Here is a 26,145-nt window from a genome sequence, read left to right as displayed (position 1 = left end):
GTGCCTATACCGGTTAAAGGTGTTAGAGAGCCTTGACCCCTTATGTTTATGGTAACAGGTTCTCCAAGTTGCGGATTGGTTTCTATTAGTAAACCGGAGATCTGTCCTTCTAATAATTCATCAAACGTATTAACAGGTTGTTCAATACCAATATCTTTTGGGTTGACAGTTACAATGCTGCCAACCACTTCTTGTTTTAATTTTTTAGTGCCATATGAAGATGTAATAACGACTTCATCTAAAGTAGATACGTTTTCTTCTAATAATATTTCAAAATTTGTTTTTTCTCCAACAGGAATTTCTATGGTTTTGTGACCTAAATATGAAACTTTAAGTATCATATTATTTATGTCATTTCCTTTTAAAAGATATGTGAATTCACCATCCATATTTGTAACCACTCCTTTTGAAGTCTCTTTTATTAAAATGGTAGCCCCGGGAAGCGGGAAATTATCAGAAGCACTTAAAACTATTCCTTTTATTAGGCGTTCACTTTGTTGGCTATTTGTGTTACTGGAAGACGGTTTGCTTTCAACCAATAAAATTTGATTGTTTTTTAAAACATAAGAAACCCCGCTCCCTTCCAAAAGTTTTTTTAAAGTGCTTTCTAAAGATTTATTATTTACGGAAATAGTTACTTCTTTAGTAGCATCAATTTTACTAGAGTTGTATATTACTCTATATGAACTTTGTTGCTCAATTTGATTTATAACATCACTAAAAGATTGCTCTTTAACATCTAAACTAATTCGCTTAGTTTGAGCAATGCTACTTGCACTTAGCAGCATCAAAGTGCATACAAGTAAAACTGTTTTAAATATTTTATTCAAAATTAATAATCATTTACGGTTAGTTATTACTAATAATAATGGTGTTATCATCCATTTTAATATAGGAAAAAGGGGTGTCATTAATTAACAAATCTAAAATATTTTCGACACTTGAATGTTTTAAACTAATTGTGCCACTAAACTTTTGAGTTTTCAACGAATTGTTACGATTCTCTATTTTTATATTGTAAAATTGCGTCAGTTTATTTGAAATATCACTGAAATTTGAATCTTCAAAAATAAGTTCGCCATGAACCCAAGACGTATAGAGTTTGGTGTTTATTTGCGAGATATTAAATGCTTTTGAAGTGATATCCCAAGTTGCTTTTTCATTCGGGCTAAGTATTACTTCATTGCCGTTATTACTCGATAATAAAACAGAACCTTCAACTAAAATACAATCGGCATAGTGATTTAAACTAGAAGTGTTAACGTTAAACTCAGTTCCTAAAACTTTTATTGCTATATGGTTAGCTTCAACCATAAATGGGCGTTTTTCATCTTTGTTAACTTTAAAAAAAGCTTCACCTTGTAAAAACACTTTTCTGTTGCCAGTGGTATTAAATTGTTGTGGGTATTTTAAGCTACTTCCTGCATTTAAATGAACAATGCTACCATCAGATAGTGTTACTTTAAATGTTTTTCCAAAAGGAATATTCAAAGTATGAAAAGTAATAGGTTGTGAGACGCTTTCCAAGTTATACACAATTTCGTGAGCATTCTGTAAGGTAATAACATCAACTAATTGCTTTTTTATAGTCGTTTTGTCTTTGGCTAAATCAATTTTGGTATGGGTTTCTTCAATTTCTAAAACCACGTTTTTTGATTCAATAGAATCTCGTTTTTCTGCTAACCAAATAAGTGAACCTAAGCTTAAAAAAACAATAAAAATAGCAGCATAATTAAAAATAGATGAGAATTTGATGGGTTTGGTTTTTAGCGTTGTCTCTTGAACTTGATGCCAAGTATTTATCTTTTCCGAGTCCGAAACACAAGTCATACCCCATACTTTTTTAAGATCAATGAATTGTTTTTTGTTTGCTTTAGAAGTTTCAATCCAATTAAAAACTTGAGAAACTTCTTGCTCGGTTGCTTCTCCGTTTAAGTATTTTGTAATTAAACTTGAAATCATATTTTGTGTTTAAAACCTGTGTTAAGTTATATTTTTATTAGGTAATTTCAATTAAATTGTCTCATAATAACGCAAGACAATAACAAATTAAAGATGGCTTTAATATTAGTACACGCTAACCTTTAAAAACCCTAACTAAAAATTTAAATTTTTTAAAAAAGGTTTTATAATGTAAGTTTTATAGGAGGTATAATTTACTAAGAAATTAGGATTGAGACAAAAATAAGCGGTAAATACTCGGTTAATTTTAATCTCAAAATTTTTAGCGCGGTAGTCATGTGTGCCTCAACTGTTTTTACAGTAACATTAAGATCTTGGGCAATTTCTTTGTTTTTTTTATTTTCGTAACGCTTTTTATAGAAAACAACTTTTGATTTTTCAGGTAAATCATCAATAGATTTTGTTATCAGTTCTTCCAATTCAGTTAAGGCCAAAGAATCAAAATTCATAGACTTTAATATGTCATAATCTAAAGCGCGTTCTTTTTTATTAAGGGTTTTACTTTTATAGCGTTCCTTAACTTTATTATTACGTATAACATTTAAGCATTTAGATTTCGCATAGGTGTAAAGAAAAGATTCAATCCCATTAATTTTTTCAATTTGCTGTCTATTTGTCCATAAATTTAAGAAGGCCTCTTGGGTGATACCTCTAGCCTCAGGTTTGTTGTAAATAAACTGAATGCAAAACCCTAAAATAGCGTCATAATATTTATTAAAAAAATACTCAAAAGCCCTTTCATTACCTTTCTTTAGGTTGTTAAGTTGGAGTAGTTCTTCTTTGCTATATAATTTCATTTAGGATAATTATAAACGTCTTTAATTAATATAGATGTCTATTGCGATAATTTATAAAAATACAATATTTAAAGAAATAAATTTGAAAATAGATTTCATCTAAGTTTAATTAATCTTTCTAGAACGAATACTTTCAATAACAACTGTGGCTAGAATTATTGATCCGCCAATAAACGTATTTAAAGTAGGTATTTCATTTAAAAAAATAAAGGCAATGATAATCCCTAATATTGGTTGTGTACTGCTTATAATACTGGCGGTACTTACTGTAAAATGGTTCAAACTATTTACAAGCATCGTGTGCCCAATGGCTGTAGTAAAAACTGCTAAAAGAATAACATAAGGATACTGTGTTTTAATCCCTGATGTTTCTAAAAAAAACATAACCGGCAATAAAACAATAGTAATAACAAATAATTGATATAACATTATGGATGAACTATGATAGTGTGCTACCAATTTTTTAGATAGAATATTACGTAAAGCATAAAACAAAGCTGAAAGTAATCCAAATAAGATGCCTTTTACATGAGTGTTCTCTAAGTTAAATTCGGGAACAAGTATGTACATGCCAAATAAAACCATAAAACCGAGTATAATATATTTGGGATCGAATTTTACTTTGATAAATATAGGTTCTAATAAGGTTGTTATAATGGGGTATGTAAATAACGAAAGCATGCCAATGGCTACATTAGATAGTTTTAAAGCATAAAAATAGGTTATCCAATGTGCTGCCATAAATAGCCCGCTAATTATAGTTGTTGGGATGTGTTTTTTTGAGCTTATTTTTAGACTAATTCTTTTAAATCTACAAAACCCGTACAATAAAACCATAGCTATAATGGAGCGCCACCAAATTATTACAGGAGTTGGCATATCAATAAACTTTCCTAGGGCTCCAGAGGTGCTTATAAAAAGGGTTGCTAATAATAGTAATAAAAGGTGATTAGAATGTTGGTTTTTCATATTAGAAACTAACACGTGCTGGTTATTGTGACACCAAAATTATTTTGATAATTCCGTGAAATATTTATAAAATAGGGGAATAGTTTCGATGCCTTTTAAATAATTAAAAACACCAAAATGTTCGTTTGGTGAATGTATAGCGTCACTGTCTAAACCAAACCCCATCAAGATGGTCTTGCTGCCTAACTCTTGCTCAAAAAGAGATACAATTGGAATGCTACCACCGCTTCGTTGCGGAATTGGTGTTTTATCAAATGTTTCTTGATAAGCCATGCTTGCTGCTTTATATCCAATATTATTTATGGGTGTTACATAACCCTGCCCGCCATGATGTGGTGTTACTTTTACGCTAACGCCTTTTGGTGCTATACTTTCAAAATGGGTTTTAAATAATTGTGTGATGTCTTTCCAATCTTGATGAGGAACTAAGCGCATAGAAATTTTGGCATACGCTTTACTAGCTATTACTGTTTTTGCTCCTTCGCCAGTGTAACCGCCCCAAATACCATTTATATCTAATGTTGGTCTAATAGCATTACGTTCATTTGTAGTGTATCCTTTTTCGCCGTAAACCGCATCAATATCTAATGCTTTTTTATAGTTTTCTAAACTAAAAGGGGCTTTTGCCATTTCGGCACGTTCTTCTTTTGAGAGGTCTTCCACTTTATCGTAAAAACCGGGAATAGTTATATAATTATTCTCATCATGAAGTGAGGCAATCATTTTTGCCAAAATATTAATAGGATTGGCTACAGCGCCACCAAATAAACCTGAATGTAAATCACGATTGGGGCCAGTAACCTCTACTTCAACATAACTTAACCCTCTTAACCCTGTTGTAATTGATGGTACATCATTAGCAATCATTCCTGTATCTGAAATTAAAATGACATCATTCTTTAATTTTTCTTGATGGTTTTTTACATAGGTTGAGAGGTTTACACTACCCACTTCTTCTTCGCCTTCAATCATAAATTTCACATTACATGGCAACTGGTTTGTAGCTGTCATAAACTCCATGGCCTTAACATGCATATACATTTGACCTTTATCATCACATGCGCCACGGGCAAAAATGGCACCTTCAGGATGTGATTCTGTTTTTTTAATTACTGGTTCAAATGGTGGAGAGCTCCACAGATCTATAGGGTCTGGTGGTTGTACATCATAATGCCCATAAACTAAAATGGTTGGTAGGTTTTTGTCAATTAATTTTTCACCATAAACAATGGGGTAACCTTCCGTTTCGCAAATTTCAACAGCATCGCATCCCGCTTTTTCAAGACTAAATTTAACAGCATCTGCTGTTTTTAAAACATCGTTTTTGTATGTTGAATCAGCACTTATCGATGGAATTTTTAAGAGTTCTATTAACTCATTTAAGAATCTGTCTTTGTGTTCTGAAATATAGGATTTGATGTGGTTCATTGAAGTTTTTATTAGGATGTATTCAAAAGTATAAAAAAGAATGTTTTTTGATACTATAAAGTTTGCAATTTAAAAATGTTGTTTATATTTGCAACCCGATAATTATCGGGACTAAGCGAGAGTGGTGGAATTGGTAGACACACTAGACTTAGGATTTAACCTAATTATTAGTGTTAAAATATTAAAAATGCAGGCGTGGTGGAATTGGTAGACACGTTAGACTTAGGATCTAATGCAGCAATGTGTGGGAGTTCGAGTCTCCCCGCCTGTACAAAAGTCGAAGAGAAATCTTCGACTTTTTTTGTTTAAAATCGTTAACAATTTTCATTCGGGTACAACATAGGTACAACATTTTCCTGTTAAGAAAGAACAAATTATAAAACAATTAGACATTTTAGAATCTTCAAAATCAATCAACATAAAGTGATTTAGACCTAATCTATGTTAATCTATGATTTCTCTGTTTTCAATTTCAAATTCTGTTTTCTTTCGATCGTTATAGCGGGCGTTTTCTTTTGTAAGGATATCTATCGGTGAGTAAATTTTGCTAACTGGTTCCTTCTTTTTTACTAAATAATCAGTCATTAAGTGTATCGATTCATAGCCTTGATCAAATGGTTTTTGAGAAATTAAAAAGGAAATTTTATTTGCTTCCAAACATTTTATATTTTGAGGGGTATTATCAAAACCAACTAGTTGAATTTTATCTGAGTAAGTTTTTTCTATACTATTTGCAATAAGAGATATACGACTTGAAGGAACAAATATTCCCTTAATATTACCATGTTCTTTTAAATATGAATTTAATTTTTGTTTGGCTTTTTTTATGTCTTTAAGATTGTCAATTTTCAAAGTCTGAGTTTCTACTTGAAAATCGTTTTTGATAAAATAGTCATTAAACCCTTCAATTCGTTTAGATATATGGTGGTAATTTGTAACATTAAGTCTAGTTTGAACGACTAAAAAAGAAGTTTCGTCATGTAAGCTTAAATGCATTAATTTTCCAGCCACATAACCACCCAAATAGGAGTCTTGACCTATAAATGAAATGTTATTAAATCCATTTAAATCAATATTAAAAAAGAGATAAGGGATATTCTTTTTTTCTAATTCATCTGTAATTTCTTTTGTTTCTTTAATAAATACGGGTACAAGTATAACAGCGGTAGGATTTGACTCCATCAAGATTTTGAATTGGCTTAAGTAGGAGCTAGCATCAAATTGATCAAAAGTGAAATTATTGACTTCAATACCATAATTAGCAACCTCTTGGCTAGCTTTTAATACACCCAAATAAGGCGATTTCCAAAATAAATTGTCAGTATCATAATTGGGCATTAGAGTGGAAACCTTGAAGTTGTTTTTCATCGCCAATGCACTTGCAACGGGATTCACTTTAAAATTATGTTTTTTAAAGATTTCTTTAATGCGAACTTCTGTCTTTTTAGAAACTCCACCTCTGTTGTGAAGCACTCTATCTACAGTGCCCTCCGAAACTTTAGCTTCTCTGGCAATTTCTTTAATTGTAATCATATACTTCTATGATAATTTAAATTGAATAAATAATTTTCATACTCCAATAAATGCAAATATACTGCGGCAATATCAACTATAGTTTTAAGCAAGTTAGCAATATTTTTTAAAATTTTTGTGTTCGCACACGGCTATTTAATTACATTTGTATTTCAATGTTCTGATTTTTTTAAAATAGTTTCGTGTACGGACACGAAAAACCACAGATGAGTATTGATTTTAAATAATTTTCAAAATAATGAGTAAAGTCGTTGTAGTAACAGGAGGAGGAGGTGTATTGTGCAGTACCTTAGCAAAAGCACTTGCAAAAGAAGGGCATAAGATTGCCGTGCTAGATTTAAAAATTGATGCAGCAAATGAAGTTGCCGAACAGATTAATACAGAAGGAGGAATGGCTATTGGGATTGCTGCCAATGTGTTAGAAAAGGATTCTTTAGAAAATGCAAAGAAGGAAGTAAATAGTCAGTTGGGTTTTTGTGATATCTTAATTAATGGTGCTGGAGGGAATCATCCTTTAGGTACTACTTCAAATCCATATTTAGAAGAACAAGATCTTTTAAATAAAGAAGATAGTTTTAAAACGTTTTTCGATTTAGATCCTAGTGGAATTAAATTTACCTTCGATTTGAATTTTATTGGAACCTTGCTTCCAACACAGGTTTTTGCTAAAGATATGGTGGGGAAAGAAGGATGTAGTATTTTAAATATTTCATCAATGAATGCCTTTACACCACTAACAAAAATTCCAGCTTATAGTGGTGCAAAAGCCGCTGTTTCTAACTTTACACAGTGGTTGGCCGTACACTTTTCAAAAGTAGGAATACGAGTAAATGCATTGGCACCAGGATTTTTTCTTACAGATCAAAACAGAACACTATTGACAACTGAAAAAGGGGATTTAACACTTAGAGGAAATACAATCATTGAACAAACCCCAATGGGTAAATTTGGTAAACCAGAAGATTTAGTCGGAACAACCTTGTGGCTATGTGGTGAAGGCTCATCATTTGTAACAGGTGTTGTAATACCTATAGATGGCGGGTTTAGTGCTTTTAGTGGTGTTTAAAAATATATAGATATAAATCATGAGTTTAAGTTTAGAAAAAACATGGAGGTGGTATGGGCCAAATGACCCAGTATCTCTTTCAGACATCAAACAAGCCGGAGCAACTGGAATTGTATCTGCCTTACACCATATCCCTAACGGAGAGGTGTGGCCAGTTGAAGAAATTCAAAAGCGTAAAGAAACTATAGAAATAGCAGGGTTAACTTGGTCGGTTGTAGAAAGTGTTCCTATACATGAAGATATTAAAACGCATTCAGGAAAATTTCAAACATATATCAATAATTATTCTCAAACACTTTTAAATTTAGGTATCTGTGGAATTGATACGGTGTGTTATAATTTTATGCCAGTGCTAGATTGGACACGTACCAGTTTGAACTATGAAGTAGAAGATGGTTCAAGAGCCTTGCGATTTGATGCAACAGCGTTCACCGTTTTTGAAGTGTTTTTATTGAAAAGACCTGGTAGTAAATCGACTTATAGCGAAAAGCAATTGGCAAGTGCCGAAGCAATGTTTGAACAAATGACCGACGATGATAAAAAATTGTTGATTAAGAATATAATTGCTGGATTGCCAGGAGCAGAAGAAGGTTATACTTTGGAAGAGTTTAATGCCATACTTGCAACTTATAATAGTATTGGTGAAAAAGAATTGAAAAAGCATTTGTTTTATTTTTTAGAACAAATTATTCCTGCAGCAGAAAGGGCAGGGGTTTTAATGTGTATTCATCCGGATGACCCACCATTTCCTATTCTTGGATTGCCTAGAGTAGTTAGCACAGAGAATGATATCAATGATTTGTATAGAGCAGTTGATAGTCCAAATAATGGTTTAACATTTTGCACTGGTTCTTTTGGAGTACGAGAGGATAATGATTTGACAGGTATGATAGAACGATTGGGAAGTAGAATTCACTTTATCCATTTAAGAAGTACACAAAGAGATGTTTTAGGTAATTTTCATGAGGCAAATCATTTAGAAGGAGATGTTGATATGTATGGTGTTATGAAAGCTTTAGTACTAGAACAGAGAAAAAGACAGTTAGCAGGAAGAACAGATTTAAAAATGCCCTTGCGTCCAGATCACGGTCATCAAATGCTAGATGATTTAAATAAAAAAACAAATCCGGGTTATTCTGGAATTGGAAGATTAAGAGGCTTAGCAGAATTAAGAGGCTTGGAATTGGGAATCTCAAAAAGTTTATAATGAAGAAAGAAATAACATTAAAGAAATTTATTACAGATAATTTTTTGTTAAATTCTAAAGAGGCTGAAATTTTGTACCATCAGTATGCAAAAGACATGCCTATTATAGATTATCACAATCATTTATCGCCAAAGCAAATAGCGGAAGATAAACCTATGGAGAATATTTCTGAAGCATGGTTGGGTGGAGATCATTATAAATGGAGAGCAATGCGTACCAATGGTTCGAACGAAGAATTGATTACGGGTTCTTCTTCAACCTTAGAAGAAAAATTTCAAACATGGGCAGAAACCGTTCCTTATACATTGAGAAACCCATTGTTTCATTGGACACAACTAGAATTGAAACGCTATTTTGATGTTGATGAAGTTTTACAACCAAGTACTGCAAAAGAAATTTATAAAAAGGCAAACGAAGTTTTAGCAACTAAAACACCGGCTGATTTATTAAAAGAGATGAACGTTGAGGTTATTTGTACAACAGACGATCCAACAGATGATCTTAAATACCATCAACAAATTGCAAAGAAAAATATATTTACAAAGGTGTATCCTTCATTTAGGCCAGACAAATTGTTTGGTATCGATGGAATTGAATTTACGGACTATTTAAAAAAGTTGGAAGCTTGCGTTTCATTTTCAATTACTGATTTGTCAGATTTACTAAAGGCTATTGAAGACAGGGTTGATTTTTTCCATGAAAATGGTTGTCGCGTATCAGACTTTGGAATGAGTCAAATATTCGCACATGATTTTACGGAAGAAAAAGCCAATGTGATATTAAAAAAGAGCTTGATAGGAGAAGATATTTCTAGTGACGAAGTAAATTTATACGCATCATGCATTCTATTTAATTTGTGTAAAATGTATCATTCAAAAGGTTGGGTGCAACAATTTCACTTAGGTACTTTACGCAACAATAATAGTAAATTATTAAAACAAATAGGCACAGATACTGGTTGTGATTCTATTGGTGATTTTAATCAAGCTGAATCAATGTCGAAATTTTTTAACAACTTAGATTCAAAAGGAATATTAACTAAAACAATCTGCTACAATTTAAATCCATCCCAAAATGAAGTTTTTGCAGCTATGATGGGAAATTATAGTGAAGAAGGGATTCCTGGTAAAATGCAGTTCGGAACAGGCTGGTGGTTTTTAGATCAAAAAGACGGAATGGAAAAGCAAATGAATGTACTTTCAAATATGGGACTTTTAAGTCGCTTCGTTGGAATGTTGACTGACAGTCGTAGTTTCTTATCTTTTCCTAGACATGAGTATTTTAGAAGAATTTTATGCGATTTAATAGCTGAAGATATAAATAAAGGATTGGTGCCAAATGATATCGATTTTTTAGGAAATATGGTTCAAGATATTTGTTATTATAATGCCGTAAATTATTTTGAGTTCAATTAAATATTAGGTAAAAATAATAGTAATAATAAGTAATACAATAGAACAATTAGAAGAATGAAATATAAAATACTACTAATGGCAATGCTTGTTCTTGGTTTGTCATCTTGTAAAAAGCAAGGAGGAACAAAAGTACTTTATTTGGGGCATAGTTTGCCACAATCACACCCTGTTCATAAAGGGATATTGGAATTTCAGAGAGTATTGGATGAAAAATCTGGTGGAACGGTTCAAATAAAAGTTTTCCCCGATGCACAGTTGGGCTCAGAAAGAGAGGTTTTAGAGTTGTTACAAATAGGAAGTCTCGCTGCAACTAAGGTTAGTGCAGCTACTTTATCTAATTTTGTTCCTGAATATCATATTTTAGGAATACCCTATTTATTCAGAAGTAAAGAGCATCAGTTTAGCGTTTTAGAAGGAGAAATTGGGAAATCCATTTTGGAAAAGGGAAGTAAGTTTTGGTTGCGAGGTCTCTGTTATTACGACGCTGGTAGTCGAAGTTTTTACACGAGTGAAAAAGCAATTAGAACACCTGAAGATTTAAAAAGTCTTAAAATAAGAGTGATGAACAATCAAATGGCAATTAACATGGTAAATTCTATGGGAGGGTCAGCCACACCGCTATCATACAGTGAATTGTATACCGCAATTCAACAAGGGGTAGTAGATGGTGCTGAAAATAATCCACCATCGTTTGTGTCGTCTAATCATTATGAAATCAGTAAGTATTATACCTTGGATCAGCATTCATCAGTGCCAGATGTTCTAGTAATTGGAACAAAATTTTGGGAACAATTAACAGCGCAGGAAAAAGTTTGGGTACAGGATGCTGCTAATGAATCTTCTCAGGCTCAAAAAGTGTTTTGGAATGAATCTGTTGAAGAATCAATACGAGTGGCCAAAGAACATGGAGTAGAGGTAATCATTCCGGAAAAATCGTTGTTTGCTGAAAAATCAAAATCTGTAGTAGAAGGGTTTGTCAAAGAATATCCGGCGTTCGCTCCAATTGTCAATCAAATTAAAAATCAATAGTTGTGAATAGATCTACACTTATTTTTAATAAAGTAAATAAATTTCTTGAGAGATTTATGATAACAATTTTTGCTCTTTTAGTATTGGATGTTTTGTTTCAGGTACTTTCGAGATATATTTTACGAACCTCTTTTACTTGGACAGAAGAATTTGCTCGATTTTCATTGATTTGGATGACCATAGTAGGCGCAGCATATCTAAATGCTAAAAGAGAACATTTGTCCATGGATTTTTTATATCAAAAGTTCTCAGCATCAAATAAAAAGATAGCGTCAATTCTTATAGAGGTATTGATATTTCTTTTTGCAGCCATCGTAATGGTTATAGGTGGTTTTAATTTGGTTTACACAACCTTACATTTAGAACAACTATCAGGAACCTTGAGAATTCCGTTGGGATATGTATATGCAATTTTGCCAATTAGTGGTTTACTGATTATGTGTTTTTCGATATACCATATTTCAAACATTTACACTAACAAAACCAATAATTAATTATGAGTATCGAAGTTTTAAGTATTATCGTTTTGTTTGTTAGTTTCTTTACCCTTTTGTTGTTAAAGGTTCCAGTTGCCTATAGTATTGGAATTTCAACAACCTTAAGTTTGTTATTGAATATTGATAAAATGCCGGGTATAACAACCATTGCCCAGAGAATGACTACGGGAATTGATAGTTTTGCCTTATTGGCAATTCCATTTTTTATTCTCGCAGGAGAGATTATGAAACAAGGAGGAATCGCCAATCGATTAATCAATTTTGCAAAATCATTGGTCGCAAGTTTACCTGGAGGTTTGGCATATGTAAACGTATTGGCATCGATGTTATTTGGTGCTATTTCAGGTTCTGCATTGGCTGCAGCGTCAGCAATAGGAAGCATTATGACCGATAGAATGGAAGATGAAGGCTATCCTCGAACATTTAGTGCTTCCGTAAATATTACCTCTTCAACAACAGGACTTTTAATTCCTCCAAGTAATATTCTCATTGTGTATGCTTTGGCAAGTGGAGGTACTGCATCTGTAGCTGCTTTATTTATTGCGGGTTATTTACCTGGAATATTAGTAGGGGTTGCCATAATGGGGTATATCGCTTTTGTTTCAATTAATAGAGGCTATGCCAAAGGAAAACGAGCAACTTTTAAGGAAATTTGGACCTATTTTAGAAAAGCCTTTTTTAGTTTATTATTGTTGGTCGTTGTAGTCGGTGGAATTGTAGCAGGGATTTTTACAGCTACCGAAGCATCTGTAATAGCGGTACTATATGCTGCAGTTTTAGCTTTGATTTACGGTGACATGAAAATGAAAAATTTACCTGGAATATTATTGTCAAGTGGAAAAACAACAGCTGTTGTAATGTTTTTGATTTGTACATCAATGGCCATGTCCTGGTTATTTTCTTTTGAAGGAATTCCAGAAATGATCAGCACTTTTTTATTAGAGTCGTTAAATAATAAGTTCGCTATCTTTTTAGCGATCAATATTATTTTGTTGATTATCGGGACATTTATGGATATGACTCCGGCAGTGTTAATATTTACACCAATTTTTCTGCCAGTAGTAACCGCATTAGGAATGGATCCTGTTCATTTTGGAATTGTGATTGTTCTTAATTTATGTATAGGCATTTGTACACCTCCGGTTGGAACACTCCTATTTGTAGGTAGTGGCGTTGCTAAAGTTTCCGTAACACAAGTAATAAGGCCTTTGTTGCCGTTTTTAGTAATAATGGTAATTGTATTAATGCTAATAAGTTATATTCCAGAATTATCCATGTTTTTACCAAGATTATTCAATTTATAAAAATTAACAATGAAAAAAGTAATCACATTTGGAGAAATCATGTTAAGATTGGCTCCACAAGGATTTTTAAGATTTTCACAGGCCAATAGTTTTGATGCTATTTATGGGGGAGGTGAATCTAATGTAGCCGTTTCTTTGGCTAACTATGGAATACCTGTAGATTTTGTAACGCGTTTACCAAAAAATGACATTGGGGAATGTGCCATGATGGAACTTCGAAAAAGAGGTGTTGGAGTAGATAAAATTGTGTATGGTGGTGATCGTTTAGGAATCTATTTTTTAGAGACTGGAGCAGTATCAAGAGGTTCTAAAGTTGTTTACGACAGAGCTCATTCTGCCATTGCTGAAATAGAATCAGGAATGATAAACTGGGAGGAAGTATTTGATGGAGCTGAATGGTTTCATTGGACAGGTATTACACCAGCTATTTCGCAGGGAGCAGCCGATGTTTGTTTAGAAGCAGTAAAAGCTGCCAGCAAATTAGATTTAACTATTTCTACCGATTTAAATTACCGTGCAAAACTTTGGAATTATAATGGAGATAGAGAAACTATAATGACTGAACTAACATCTTATTGTGATGTTATTTTAGGGAATGAAGAAGATGCTGAAATGCACTTTGGAATTAAACCTGAAGGATTGGATATTACAACACAAGGACACGAGGTGAAAGCAGAAGCATTTTTATCTGTTTGTCAGCAAATGATGATAAAATTTCCAAGAGCTAAGAAAGTAATTACAACTTTGAGAGGCTCAATTTCTGCATCTCACAATACTTGGGCTGGTGTTTTATATGATGGAACAAAAATGTATGAAACACGCCAATATCAAATCACAGATATTGTAGATAGAGTAGGTGGAGGGGATTCATTTATGGGAGGTTTAATCTACGGATTATTAACATTCCCTGAAGATGATCAAAATGCATTGGATTTTGCAGTAGCGGCATCGTGTTTAAAGCACACCATTAAAGGTGATGCGAACTTGGTAACTGTTGAAGAAGTAAATAAATTAATGGGAGGTGATGCCTCCGGAAGAGTTGCTAGATAAAAAAGAAGATTATTAATTAGGTTTGTTTTATTGGATAGCTGGGCTATTCATTTAGTTCAGCCTTCCTTATTAATCATCCATTTAAATAACAGCTCAATAAACAACTAAAATAATGGCACAATTTACACGTATAGAAGTTGCAACTGCAATGAAAGAAACAGGGATGATTCCACTGTTTTTTAGTAATGATATTGAATTAAGTAAAAACGTTTTAAAAGCCTGTTACGATGGTGGGGCTCGGTTAATGGAATTCACAGCTCGTGGCGATTTCGCTCATGAAGTTTTTGGTGAATTAACAAAGTACGCCATTGCTGAATTACCTGGTATGATTATGGGTGTTGGGTCTGTTACAGATGGAGCTGCAGCATCCTTATATATGGCTTTAGGGGCAAACTTTATTGTGACTCCAGTATTAAGAGAAGATATTGCCATTGCTTGTAACCGCCGTAAAGTGCTATGGTCTTCTGGCTGTGGAACGTTGACTGAAATAGCTAGAGCTGAAGAATTAGGCTGTGAGATTGTAAAATTATTTCCTGGAGATATATACGGACCTCAATTTGTAAAAGGAATCAAGGGGCCTCAACCTTGGACAAGTGTAATGCCTACAGGGGGCGTTGCTCCAAACAAGGAAAATTTATCAGGATGGTTTAATGCAGGTGTAACTTGTGTTGGAATGGGATCTCAATTAATTTCAAAAGAAATTATTTCGAATAAAGCTTATGCAAAATTAGAACAAGAGGTAGAAAAAACGCTAGCTCTAATTCATTCAATTAGAAATAATAACAAATTTTAATTTAACTATGCGTAACCTTATATTAAAAATTTTAACCGTTACATTTTTACTTGGATTTTCAAATCTAAGCTTTTCTCAAAATTACAAGGAACCAATCGATTATGTGAACCCTCAAATAGACACGCACAAATCGCGATGGTTTTTCTTTGCTTCAGCAGCAAGACCTTTTGGAATGGTAGGACTAAGCCCAAATACCCAAGTAAAAGGAAGTTGGAAATCTGGTTATTTATACGATTCATTACACGTGCGAAATTTTTCCCATATACATGGCTGGCAACTATCGGGTATTCCTGTAATGCCCACAGTTGGAAAATTTAAAGGGCATCTAGGCATGGAAATCTATAAGTCATCTTTTAGTCACGATGATGAAATTGTAAAGCCTGGTTATCATAAAATTGTTTTAAAAGATTATAATATTAAGGCAGAATTAACTGCTACGTCAAGGGTAGGATTTCACAAATACACGTATCCAAAAGATAGCATAAAGCATGTGATTTTTGATATAGGTGCCGCGTTGGGGCATTCTAAAATGGATTCGGCTCATGTTCAAAAAATTAGCGATTATGAAATTGAGGGCTATAGTATTATGAGCCCTACCATACGACGTCCAAAATCAACTTATGTCTATTTTGTTGCGCGTTTTGACCAACCCATCACGAATTTTGGAACTTGGAAAAACGGAAAATTAATTAATGCAAAAATTGATGAACTGACAGGAGAAAATATTGGAGCTCATGTTGCCTTTGACAAAGATCAGAACAATGTTTTACAAATGAAAGTAGCCATTTCTTATACAAACATAGAACATGCTCGATTGAATATGGATACCGAACTCAACCATTGGAATTTTGAAGATGTTGTTTCAGAGTCACAAGAAGAATGGAATAATTATTTATCTCGGATTAAAATTAAAGGAGGAACTGAAAATCAAAGAATAAAATTTTATACAGATCTTTGGCATTCTTTATTAGGGAGAAAAGTGATGAGTGACGTAGATGGGAAGTATGCAGATATGACAGGCATTGAAAAGAAAATTCGTCAAGTAGCATTAAATAAAGATGGATCTCCAGTACATCATCAATATAATTTTGATGCTTGGTGGGGAAGTCATTGGACTTTAAATGTTTTATGGTCTATGGTATATCCAGAAGTTATGAATGAGTTTTGCGCGAGTATGGTGGAAATGTATCGTTATGGTGGTTTAATTCCTCGTGGACCATCTGGTGGAAACTACACCTATGTTATGATTGGTGATCCGGCCGTTTCATTTTTTGCAACAGCATATAACAAAGGAATTCGCAACTACGACGTTGAAAAGGCCTATGAAGGTTTGTATAAAAATGCCTTTGAAGGCGGTATAAGAGATCGTGCAGGATATGAACATAGAGATAATCCTCAAGGTGGTGGTATGAATTTCTATGTAGAAAGAGGTTATGTTCCTGAAGGTATTAAAAAACCTGGAATGCATAGAGATGGGGCATCCATGACCATGGAATATGCCTATCAGGATTGGTGCTTATCTCAATTATCAACGGCTCTTGGTAAAACAAAAGATGCCAATTTTTTTAAGGAACGTTCTAAAAATTACAGAAACCTTTGGAATCCAGAAACAAAGTTTATCCACCCTAAAAACATGGATGGTTCTTGGATTTCGAATTTTGAACCTATAGGGGAAGGATTTAATATGCTTGGATTTTGTGAAAGTAATTCTGCAATTTATACAAATTATGTTCCTCACGACATTGATGGATTGATAGCATTACTTGGAGGTAAAGAAAAATACACAGCGTTTTTGAATAGTTCTTTTGAAAAAGCAACAGGTAATAACTTTATAACGGAGCATGGAAAACACGCAGAAAGTTGGGTAGATTATGAAAATCAACCCGGAACACAAATGGCACATTTGTTCAACTATTCTGGAGCGCCTTGGCTTTCTCAAAAATGGGTGCGTACTGTAAAAGAAACTACCTTTGGTGATGTCTCTCCTTATGGGGGCTACAATGGTGATGAAGATCAAGGACAAATGGGGGCTTTGGGTGTTTTAATGGCCATGGGACTATTCCAAATGGATGGTGGAGCTTCTGTAAATTCTTCTTATGAAATGACCACACCACTTTTTGATGAAATAGAAATCAAATTGAATTCAACTTACTACCCTGGAGATAAATTCATAATCACTACTGAAAACAGTTCAGAAGAAAACATCTTTATACAACACGCTAAATTGAACGGTGAAAATTGGAGACATTTTAAGTTTTCACATGACATTTTCTCAAAAGGAGGTGAATTGAATTTGCTGCTTGGAAGTAAACCTAATAAAAACTGGGGATTAGATTAACATGAAAAAGGCAATTTCATTTTGTTCATTAGAGTACTATTAAAATAGAAAATTTATCATATAATTTTATTTCAGAAGATGGGTTTAACTTCATTTTGTAATTAAAAGTATTCAGATAAATGTTTTGGTATTGAAAAAATAAGATTAATTTTACACGTGTAATATATTAAAATAACTTAGCTAAAATGGTTTATTTACAATCTAAATTAGATAAAAAAATTAAAGTGATTCACACACTCTTATTTCTAATGTGTTTTAGTGGTTCTATTTGGTCTCAAAAGAAATTAACCGATAAAACAGATGTATTTATTGGGACGGGTGGACATGGACATACCTTTCCACATGCCATGGTGCCATTTGGAGCCGTTGCCGCTGGACCAGATTGGGAGACCAAGGGGTGGGATGCCGCTGGAGGTTATCATTACGATGCTAAAAGTTTATTGGGGTTCAGTCAGGTACATTTGAGTGGAACAGGGTTGACAGAAGCAGGCGATTTATTACTCGTACCTACAGTTGGGAAAATACAAGTAGAACCTGGTAAACACGACGAACCTGATTCTGGATACCGATCTCGGTTTTCTCATGAAGATGAATCTGCCGAACCAGGATATTACCAAGTTCGCTTATTAGACTATAATATCAATGCTGAAATGACTGCAACAGAACGTGTAGGGTTTCATAAATATACCTTTCCAAAAACGGAAGATGCTCATATCATGTTAGATTTGGTGCATCATATTAATGGCGGTGGAAGCGGTGTGAAATTGGCTCATGTTCAAATCAAAGACAATCAAACGGTAACAGGCTACCGAATTACTAGTGGGATATGGGCGCCCAACAGGCAATTATATTTTGCTGTGAAATTTTCAAAGCCATTTAAATCTAAGGCCATTTATGATCCTAAAGGGTTGTATGTAAATAAAAGTAAAAAGTTTTTGGCAGATGCTGTAGATCATACATCAGCAAAAATGAAAGTGGTTTTTAATTTTACAACCGAAGCCGAGGAAGCTGTAATGGTTAAAATTGCGATTTCTTCCGTATCCATGAAAAATGCATTAGAAAACGTAGAGACTGAAATTCCTCATTGGGATTTTGATAAAGTGAAAGCTGATGCAAGTGCTAGTTGGGAGGAACAACTTCAAAAACTAGTTGTCAAAGGAACACCAGAAAGAGAAGCTAAATTCTATGCCGCTTTGTATCATAATAACATACATCCAACAATTAATCACGATGTTAATGGAGAATACAGAGGAATAGATAAGGAAGTTCATCAAACCAAGGCTTATACACATTACACCATGTTTTCACTATGGGACACTTTTAGAGCGACACATCCACTTTTCACCCTGATTCATCAAGAAAGAACAGCAGATATTGTAAGTACCATGCTGGATTTTCAAAAGCAGAACCCGCGAAAAATGTTGCCTATGTGGTCCATGTATCAAAATGAAAACACCTGTATGATTGGATTGCATTCCTTTCCTGTTATTGCAGATGCTTATATGAAAGGGTTGACCAAATCCAATCCTGAAGATTTATTAAAGGCCATGGTTATTTCTGCAAATCAACCAGGAATAGACAGTACTGCTGGTCGAAATATATACCCTTCCTATTATGGACAAATGCATTATTTAAAAAAAGGCTATCATCCCAATGATTTAGTGAGAAATGGAGTTTCAGTCACTTTAGAGCATGCCTATGATGATTGGACGCTGGCACTTGCTGCAAATAAATTAGGAAACACAACTGTTCAAAATGAGTTCCTAAAAAGAGGGCAATATTACAACAACGTTTGGGACAAAGAATCCGAATTTTTTAGAGCTAAATTGAACAATGGTAAATTTAGAGTACCATTTGATCCAAGAGCGTATCACAGAGAAGATTTTCATGACCGCGATTATACCGAAGGAAATGCATGGCAATATTTGTGGTTTGTTCCGCATGATGTTTATGGTTTGGCTGATATGATGGGTGGAAAAAAAGCAATGGCCAACAAACTTGATACGCTCTTTACATTACCCTATACAGGAGAATCTAGTGTTGGTGATGTGTCTGGATTAATTGGAGATTATGCACACGGTAATGAGCCATGCCACCATGTAGCCTATTTATATAACTATGTTGACGAGCCTTGGAAAACCCAAAAATTAATTCATCAAATCGATAAAGAATTTTACAAGGCAGCACCCGACGGGTATATTGGAAATGAGGACGGCGGACAAATGTCTGCCTGGTATGTTTTTAGTGCGATGGGATTTTATCCAGTAAATCCAGCGGGCGGAATTTACATTTTTGGTTCGCCACTTTTAGAAGAAGTTGAGATGAATTTAGAAAATGGAAATAAATTTAAAATTACTGCCCATAATTTATCAGAAGAGAATATATATATTCAGTCGGTAAAATTAAACGGGAAAGCCTATAAAAATGTTTGGATCAAACATGAAGATATTGTTAAAGGTGGAGCATTGGAATATGTTATGGGTTCAAAACCTAGCAAATGGGGACTAAAAACAAATCCAGTGCCTTATGCAGATGGGTCTGTAGATTAATAAATAAGGTTAGAACCATAAATTAAAATGAAGAAACTATTTACCTTTATTGGTGCGTTGTTCGTATTGCTTTCTGTTGAAGGACAGTCAATTAAAAGCCCTAATGGCGATCCAGAACTGGATCAAATTCGATTAGAGCTTAAATCATCACCAACCAAAAGAGTAAATTTTAAATTAAGAGCTATTAAGATGAAACTTTGGGCTGCAAGCCTACAACAACAGGGTATGCATTTAGCCGATTATGTAGCTGTTGATAATCGATTGAATAAAATTACAAGATGGAATAATCTATGGAGTGGCAATAAGCCTCAGGTGTTTTCGGATGAAGAAATGTACAAAGCCTGTCTGGTTATTGATGATGGTTATGCTGTTTTGGAATCCTATCAAAAATTGGTAAGTAGCGGTGCATCTTTGGCTTTTAAGAATGATACAACTCCAATAAATTCGGAAGCCCAGAAAGAAATTCCATGGACTTCCTATAAAGGGAATGAAGGCTTATCTGGTTACACAGGTGCTTTAGGTCCAACCAAAGGAGAAAAAGCTTGGGTTTTTCCCGTTGGATTGGCATGGGAATCGAAACCTGCAATTGAAGACAATCGCATTTATGTGGCCTCTCCAGGAGTTAGGACAGCGATGTACTGTTTAGACTTAAATACAGGAGACATTATTTGGAGTACAAAGCAACTCATAGAAATTATGGGCGATCAATTATACCATGCTCCAAATAATCAGTCGAGTCCAGTTATTTTGAAAGATCATATTATGTTCCGTGAAATGGGAGCAAGAGGAAATAGAGGACCCACGAAAGACGTTGTTTTGGTGGATAAAAAAACGGGTGAAATTGTAAAAGAAATTGAGGTAGGTCATGTAGATTATAGAGCAGGACATGCGCCATTTGCTGCCAACGAAGAGATTGTTGTATATCCATTTGGTGTTCAGGATATTCATAACAAGCCACCGGTTACACAGGCATTTGATCGTGTGATAGCAAAGAACATAAAAACAGGTCAGAAACTTTTTGAAATGTATACAGGTTACACCTTTGCAGAACCTTTGTTAGATAATGAAGGCTGGGTTTATCAAGGTACTTTAGAGGGGTATTTATATGCTTGGAAAGGTGAAAGAAGATTAGGAAATAGACCAAAACCCAATTGGACATTTAGAGCAGAAGGAGCTATTAATGATAAAGCCGTTGTACATGGGAACTTTGTGTTGTTTGGAGCAAATGATGGTACATTTTATTGTTTAAATAAGCGTTCAGGTGAATTACAATGGAAATATAGTGTTGAAAACGTAGAGCACAAATCGTATAGACACTTTTCAGCGCCTTTTGCAGCTGAAGGGAAAGTAGCCGTGGGAAGTGCAGATAAAAACTTTTATGTGTTTGACATTAATACAGGTGAACTTTTACTGAAAAAAGAGGCTGATGATTGGATTCGTTCGGCTCCTGTTTTTACAGGTGATAAATTCTTTTTTGCAACCATGAAAGGATCATTTTATGGTGTGCAATTAAAAAATGATAAAAAACAAAAAGAACTTTTCTATAAGCAAGTAAGTCACCATCCTATTTTAGCTGATTTGTCTATGAAGGATGATAAAATTGTAATCAATGATTCTGATTTATACACACATTGTATCAATGTAAAAGGAGAAGAAGTATGGAAAAGATCTGCTATTTCAAGTTTTGAAAAGGATGGTAACAGAGTTTTTAGTGATCAAATAGCTGGTGGCGCTTATTATCAATCTAAACCGACAGCTGCAGATAATATGATCTTTTTTGGAACACCATGTAGATTTGTATATGCTGTAAATGCTCAAACGGGTAAAGAAATTTGGAAATTTGAACTTGGAGCTTCTATTTCAGGAGCACCCACTTATTATGAAGGAAAGATTTATGTTGGGCAACAGGGAGGCGAAGACGATTTCTATTGTATTGATGCCAAAACTGGAAAACTTATTTGGAAACAAAATGTGGACTGGGTGTGGGGCTCTGCAACCTGTTCTGATGGGATGGTTTACATTCCAGGAGTTGATGGATATGCTTGGGCTTTGGATGCCAATACAGGTGCCATGATCTGGAAAAAACCATTTTCATTATCGGTTTGTAGTGAACCAGCAGTAGAAGGAAATACGGTAATATTTGGAAGTTGGGATAACTATCTAAAAGCGTTTGATAAAAAAACGGGTGAATTATTATGGAAGTATAACGGTGCTGGTACCGATTCTGGTGTTGCAATTATTAAAGATGGTCGAATTTATGTGAAGAATAAATGCATTGATTTAGAAACGGGTGAACTCATCTGGGAGTTTGTTGATGGCAAAAATATTTTTAATATTACACCGGCAATTCATGACGGAAAAGTATATATGTCTTGCTGGCATGGACTTGGATTAGGTGGTATTTGTATTGAGGCAGTGGTATATTGCATAGATGCAGAAACGGGTAAATTAATTTGGAAACAATTGGGTGCTGGATTAAGTAGTCCAGTTATTGGAGGCGAAGGAGATGTATACTTCCCGAGTATTTCCGATCCTTATTTTTACTGTGTAGATAGCGAAGGAAATGGAGATGGTACAACAACCGTAAAATGGATGTATCAAATGGGTAATAAAGTTGAAGAATCTTGCACGGCCTTATATAAAGGAAAGGCTTATGTGATGTCTTCAGATGGTTATATTCATGCAATAAGATAGGGGTTATTTTACGCTTTCTCTAAATATAATTTCCCCGCCAATAATATTATTTTTTTCATATGGTTGGTCGTTTATCATAGCAATTAATTTTTCCACAGCAACAAAACTTGCTTTTTGCAAATCTAGTTTTACTGTAGAAAGTGGGGGTTGCACTAAATTAGAAATATTTAGGTGTCCGAAACCTACAATACTTATATCATCGGGAATTTTAATCTGATTTTTTTCGCAGGCTTCGTACACCCCTAGCGCAACAAAATCATTAACACAAACAATAGCTTCGGGTAATTTCGAATTGTTTTCAAGATACTTTTGAAACACTTTATAAGAATTTTCTTTATCGAGATCCGCATTTAAAATCCAATCTGTTGGAACATCTAACCTTGCATCACTCATGGCAGTTTTAAACCCAATAAGTCTGTCATAGCAAATATTTACTTCTTGCGATCCGGTAATATACATAATGTCTTTATACCCCCTATCAATAAGTAGATTTGTAAGTTTATATGACAAGTTGTAGTCATCAAAAACGATGCTTTCCACCTTCTTTATTGACCGCGGTTTTCGATCGATATAAATTAATGGTTTTTGATGCTTTAAAATCAATTCGTATGATTTGTCTTTGGCTGAAGTAGAAACAGAATCTATGATAATGCCATCTACATTCATAGAAAGTAAGGATTTTACATTGGCCAGTTCAGATTCTTCGTTTTCAAAGGAAACCATTAAAATAATTTGATAGCCTAAAGCTTGAGCCTTGGTATACATTTCTTCTATAATTGTTGAAAAAAAGGAATGGTTAATTTTCGGCACTACAACCCCGATAGTATTTGTCTTTTTAGTTGATAGACTCCTGCCGACAATATTTGGTATATATCCCAATTCATCTGCCAATGCTTTCACTTTCTTAACAGTGCTAATAGCAATGTCCGGATGGTCTTGAAGTGCTTTGGTTACCGTTACCCTCGATATTTTAAGAAGATCGGCTATATATTTTTGGTTGACTTTCAAAATAAAATAGTTGTTTTAAAAACTTATGTGCAAATATAGAAAAACATACATTTTAAGTGTCATCCTAGATTTCTATAATTATAAGCATTCTCAATGGTTAACAATAATTATCCTTGGTTTATAGATCAAATATAGTTTAAAAGATAGCAAAAAGTATTACACGTGTAATACTTTTTGCTATCTTTGATAAAAATAAGTAATTTATTAAACTTTCTTAATCAAATAAAAATTATGGAAATTATTTATGCCCTTGTGGCAATACTAGCTTGGGGTTCATGGATTGCTCCATCACAGAATGTTAAGATTGAAGGCAACAAACGAGAACTTTTTACATAACCATCGCTGTGCTTGCTTTGACTTTAATAGCCTCAATATTCGTTGACTTTGATGGATTGAATTCCACCACGTTTTGGTATTCTTTTTATGGAGGACTTATTTGGGCTATTAGCGGATGGAGTACTTTTGTGGGAACAAGTAATCTTGGAATGGCAAAAGTATTTGGTATATGGGCGCCCATGAATATAGTAGTGTCTGTTCTATGGGGCGCATTACTTTTTGGAGAGTTCTCTGATGTGGAGCTTAACGCCTTGTTATTAGGGGTATTGGCTTTTGTGATTATTTTGGGAGTAGTTATAGCGGTAATTGGAGGTGTTATTCTCATGAATTTTGAAAATTTAGTTAAATAAAAATATTATAAAATGAACAAATATAAAGTACCTAGCAAGCCACATATTTACCAAAACTTCATTAATGGACACTATAAAAATTCGTCTGGTAATGAAACTTTTGAACGTGAAAGTCCGGGGCATGGAGCTATTATAGGTCAATATCCGTTAAGTAATAAAAAAGATACTGAAGAAGCTATAGCAGTGGCTAAAAAAACCTTTAAAAGTGATGAATGGTCTAGTTTGACGGGAGTTGATCGCGAAAAAATTATACGAAACGTTGCTGCTATTATTAGAGAAAGAGCCGAGGAATTAGCACTAATAGAAACACTTGAAAGTGGGAAGCCTATAAGTCAGGCTCTGGACGAAATGGAATGGGCTGCTGGAATTTGGGACTATGCTGCTACTTTGGCAAGACATATTGCTGGTGATGTAAATACGAATGTTGGTAGAGATATGACCGCCATGATGCAAAAAGTACCAGTAGGTGTCGTAGGAATGATAACACCTTGGAACTTCCCTCTATTGATTATTTCGCAAAAATTACCAATAGCCTTAGCTGCTGGTTGTACAGCCGTCATAAAACCTTCTGAAATGACTCCTGGAACAACGTTGTTATTGGGTGGTATGTTAAAAGAAGCAGGATTGCCAGACGGTGTTGTAAACATTGTAGCGGGTTATGGAGACCCCGTTGGAATGACCCTAGCAGAAAGTAATGATGTAGATATGATTTCATTTACAGGAAGTACAGCAGTTGGGAAACATATTGTTCGCGCCTCAGCAGGAAACTTGAAAAAAGTAGAATTAGAACTAGGAGGTAAAAACCCTCAAATTATATTTCCAGATGCCGATATAGATGCGCTTATTGATGCTGTCGTATTTGGAATTTATTTTAATATGGGAGAGTGTTGTAATAGTGGAAGTAGAATCATTATCCACGAAGATATTGCAGCCGGATTTGAAGCGAAAGTAATTGCTCATGCCAAGAAAGTTAAGGTTGGCGATCCCTTAGATCCTACCGTTAAAGTAGGAGCTATTATCAATAACAACCAGTTTGATAAAATCATGAAGTATATTGAATCTGGAATCGCCCAAGGCGCAAAAGTAACATTAGGAGGAAAGGCATTAAAAAGTGACCGAGGATCCTTTATTGAACCAACTATTTTCTCTGATGTAACGCCTGATATGGATATTGCTTGTGAAGAAATATTCGGACCTGTACTTTCTATCCTAACCTTTAAAACAGCCCAAGAAGCCTTAGATATTGCCAATGGAACTGATTTCGGACTTTCGGCAGGTGTTTGGACAAAAGACATTGATACTGCCATGTACATGACACGTAATATTGATGCAGGAACTGTTTGGGTAAATAACTGGATGTCTGGGTATCCTGAAATTCCATTTGGTGGAATGAAACAAAGTGGTTTGGGAAGAGAATTAGGACCGCACGCAGTTGACGAGTTTATGGAAACTAAATCTGTACTAATTAAAATGGGTGCCACACCTGGTGATTGGGTGGGATAAGCCTCGAATTTATGAAAAATACTTCTTAATTAAATGAAGTGTATCGTTATTGTTCTAAGACAAGAACGACTACGAATACAATAGTTATTAAAAAATTACACGTGTAAAATGAATAAATTTCAAATAGTATCAGCGGCAGAAGCAGTTCTTCATATTAAGGATGGGGATACCGTTGTTTTTGGTGGTGCAGGTGCAGGACATGCGGTACCTGATAAAGTGATGGAACATTTGGGAGCACGATTCAAAAAAACAGGACAACCAGTTGGCCTAAGAACGGTACACCCTTGTGGTATTGGAGACAATGATACAAAAGGCTT

Annotated in this window: 20 protein-coding genes, 1 tRNA gene and 1 pseudogene; 15 read left to right on the top strand and 7 right to left on the bottom strand. The window is 34.3% G+C overall.

Annotated elements, in window-relative coordinates; genetic code table 11:
* From QZ260_RS04355 to QZ260_RS04335, 5 genes are all read right to left on the bottom strand, one after another.
* On the bottom strand, positions 1-830 hold an 830-nt coding region (locus tag QZ260_RS04355; RefSeq protein WP_295983143.1), incomplete at its 3' end, for a SusC/RagA family TonB-linked outer membrane protein.
* Between the two features lie 19 nt (positions 831-849).
* Complete coding sequence (locus QZ260_RS04350) at positions 850-1,962, bottom strand: FecR family protein (protein ID WP_295983141.1); 1,113 nt, start codon at positions 1,960-1,962, stop codon at positions 850-852.
* A gap of 197 nt (positions 1,963-2,159) precedes the next feature.
* Entirely contained in the window at positions 2,160-2,759 is a 600-nt protein-coding gene (locus tag QZ260_RS04345; RefSeq protein ID WP_295983138.1) for an RNA polymerase sigma-70 factor, read from the bottom strand.
* 105 nt (positions 2,760-2,864) lie between these two features.
* A complete protein-coding gene (locus tag QZ260_RS04340; protein ID WP_295983136.1) occupies positions 2,865-3,728 on the bottom strand; it encodes an EamA family transporter in 864 nt (287 codons plus the stop codon).
* Between the two features lie 39 nt (positions 3,729-3,767).
* Positions 3,768-5,156 carry a dipeptidase gene (locus QZ260_RS04335; protein ID WP_295983132.1) on the bottom strand — a complete coding sequence of 463 codons (1,389 nt, stop codon included), beginning with the start codon at positions 5,154-5,156 and terminating at the stop codon, positions 3,768-3,770.
* Between the two features lie 189 nt (positions 5,157-5,345).
* Between QZ260_RS04335 and QZ260_RS04330 the strand changes: the two genes are divergently transcribed.
* Positions 5,346-5,427, top strand: a tRNA-Leu gene (locus QZ260_RS04330).
* Between the two features lie 173 nt (positions 5,428-5,600).
* On the opposite strand, the gene QZ260_RS04325 is transcribed toward QZ260_RS04330, so the two are convergent.
* On the bottom strand, positions 5,601-6,689 hold the full coding sequence (locus tag QZ260_RS04325) for a substrate-binding domain-containing protein (protein ID WP_295983129.1): 1,089 nt from the start codon (positions 6,687-6,689) through the stop codon (positions 5,601-5,603).
* Between the two features lie 238 nt (positions 6,690-6,927).
* Here QZ260_RS04325 and QZ260_RS04320 point away from each other — a divergent pair, with 238 nt between their 5' ends.
* The 11 genes from QZ260_RS04320 to QZ260_RS04270 all read left to right on the top strand — a co-directional run bounded on the left by QZ260_RS04320 (position 6,928) and on the right by QZ260_RS04270 (position 22,631).
* The gene (locus QZ260_RS04320; protein ID WP_295983126.1) at positions 6,928-7,755 is read left to right on the top strand and encodes an SDR family oxidoreductase; all 828 of its coding nucleotides are present in this window, start codon (positions 6,928-6,930) and stop codon (positions 7,753-7,755) included.
* A gap of 19 nt (positions 7,756-7,774) precedes the next feature.
* Entirely contained in the window at positions 7,775-8,962 is a 1,188-nt protein-coding gene (uxuA, locus tag QZ260_RS04315) for a mannonate dehydratase (protein ID WP_295983125.1), read from the top strand.
* Positions 8,962-10,377 carry a glucuronate isomerase gene (uxaC, locus tag QZ260_RS04310; RefSeq protein ID WP_295983122.1) on the top strand — a complete coding sequence of 472 codons (1,416 nt, stop codon included), beginning with the start codon at positions 8,962-8,964 and terminating at the stop codon, positions 10,375-10,377. The genes uxuA and uxaC overlap by 1 nt, the downstream gene beginning before the upstream one ends.
* 75 nt (positions 10,378-10,452) lie before the next feature.
* The gene (locus QZ260_RS04305; RefSeq protein ID WP_295983120.1) at positions 10,453-11,406 is read left to right on the top strand and encodes a TRAP transporter substrate-binding protein; all 954 of its coding nucleotides are present in this window, start codon (positions 10,453-10,455) and stop codon (positions 11,404-11,406) included.
* A 56-nt stretch (positions 11,407-11,462) separates the two neighbouring features.
* Entirely contained in the window at positions 11,463-11,900 is a 438-nt protein-coding gene (locus QZ260_RS04300; RefSeq protein ID WP_295983117.1) for a TRAP transporter small permease, read from the top strand.
* Between the two features lie 2 nt (positions 11,901-11,902).
* A complete protein-coding gene (locus tag QZ260_RS04295) occupies positions 11,903-13,207 on the top strand; it encodes a TRAP transporter large permease (protein WP_295983114.1) in 1,305 nt (434 codons plus the stop codon).
* Between the two features lie 9 nt (positions 13,208-13,216).
* A complete protein-coding gene (locus tag QZ260_RS04290; protein ID WP_295983112.1) occupies positions 13,217-14,257 on the top strand; it encodes a sugar kinase in 1,041 nt (346 codons plus the stop codon).
* A gap of 112 nt (positions 14,258-14,369) precedes the next feature.
* Entirely contained in the window at positions 14,370-15,050 is a 681-nt protein-coding gene (locus QZ260_RS04285) for a bifunctional 4-hydroxy-2-oxoglutarate aldolase/2-dehydro-3-deoxy-phosphogluconate aldolase (RefSeq protein ID WP_295983109.1), read from the top strand.
* 7 nt (positions 15,051-15,057) lie between these two features.
* Positions 15,058-17,388 carry a GH92 family glycosyl hydrolase gene (locus tag QZ260_RS04280; RefSeq protein WP_295983106.1) on the top strand — a complete coding sequence of 777 codons (2,331 nt, stop codon included), beginning with the start codon at positions 15,058-15,060 and terminating at the stop codon, positions 17,386-17,388.
* Positions 17,389-17,573: 185 nt separating this feature from the next.
* The gene (locus QZ260_RS04275) at positions 17,574-19,937 is read left to right on the top strand and encodes a GH92 family glycosyl hydrolase (protein WP_295983103.1); all 2,364 of its coding nucleotides are present in this window, start codon (positions 17,574-17,576) and stop codon (positions 19,935-19,937) included.
* Positions 19,938-19,964: 27 nt separating this feature from the next.
* Positions 19,965-22,631: a PQQ-binding-like beta-propeller repeat protein gene (locus tag QZ260_RS04270; protein ID WP_295983099.1), complete on the top strand. Its 2,667-nt coding sequence runs from the start codon at positions 19,965-19,967 to the stop codon at positions 22,629-22,631.
* A 3-nt stretch (positions 22,632-22,634) separates the two neighbouring features.
* Here QZ260_RS04270 and QZ260_RS04265 read toward each other — a convergent pair whose 3' ends face one another.
* Positions 22,635-23,639 carry a LacI family DNA-binding transcriptional regulator gene (locus QZ260_RS04265; protein WP_295983097.1) on the bottom strand — a complete coding sequence of 335 codons (1,005 nt, stop codon included), beginning with the start codon at positions 23,637-23,639 and terminating at the stop codon, positions 22,635-22,637.
* A gap of 329 nt (positions 23,640-23,968) precedes the next feature.
* Here QZ260_RS04265 and QZ260_RS04260 point away from each other — a divergent pair.
* The 3 genes and pseudogenes from QZ260_RS04260 to QZ260_RS04250 form a co-directional block, all read left to right on the top strand.
* A pseudogene (locus QZ260_RS04260) lies at positions 23,969-24,325 on the top strand (GRP family sugar transporter); the annotation flags it as partial.
* Between the two features lie 12 nt (positions 24,326-24,337).
* Positions 24,338-25,828 carry an aldehyde dehydrogenase family protein gene (locus tag QZ260_RS04255; RefSeq protein ID WP_295983094.1) on the top strand — a complete coding sequence of 497 codons (1,491 nt, stop codon included), beginning with the start codon at positions 24,338-24,340 and terminating at the stop codon, positions 25,826-25,828.
* Between the two features lie 108 nt (positions 25,829-25,936).
* Positions 25,937-26,145: hypothetical protein (locus tag QZ260_RS04250; RefSeq protein ID WP_295983091.1), on the top strand; the 209-nt coding region annotated here is incomplete at its 3' end.

This window comes from uncultured Algibacter sp. (genome assembly GCF_905480415.1).
GTDB lineage: Bacteria > Bacteroidota > Bacteroidia > Flavobacteriales > Flavobacteriaceae > Algibacter_B.
The sequence above is the reverse complement of the archived record's forward strand: the minus strand, read 5'-3'. Positions and strand labels throughout refer to the sequence as shown.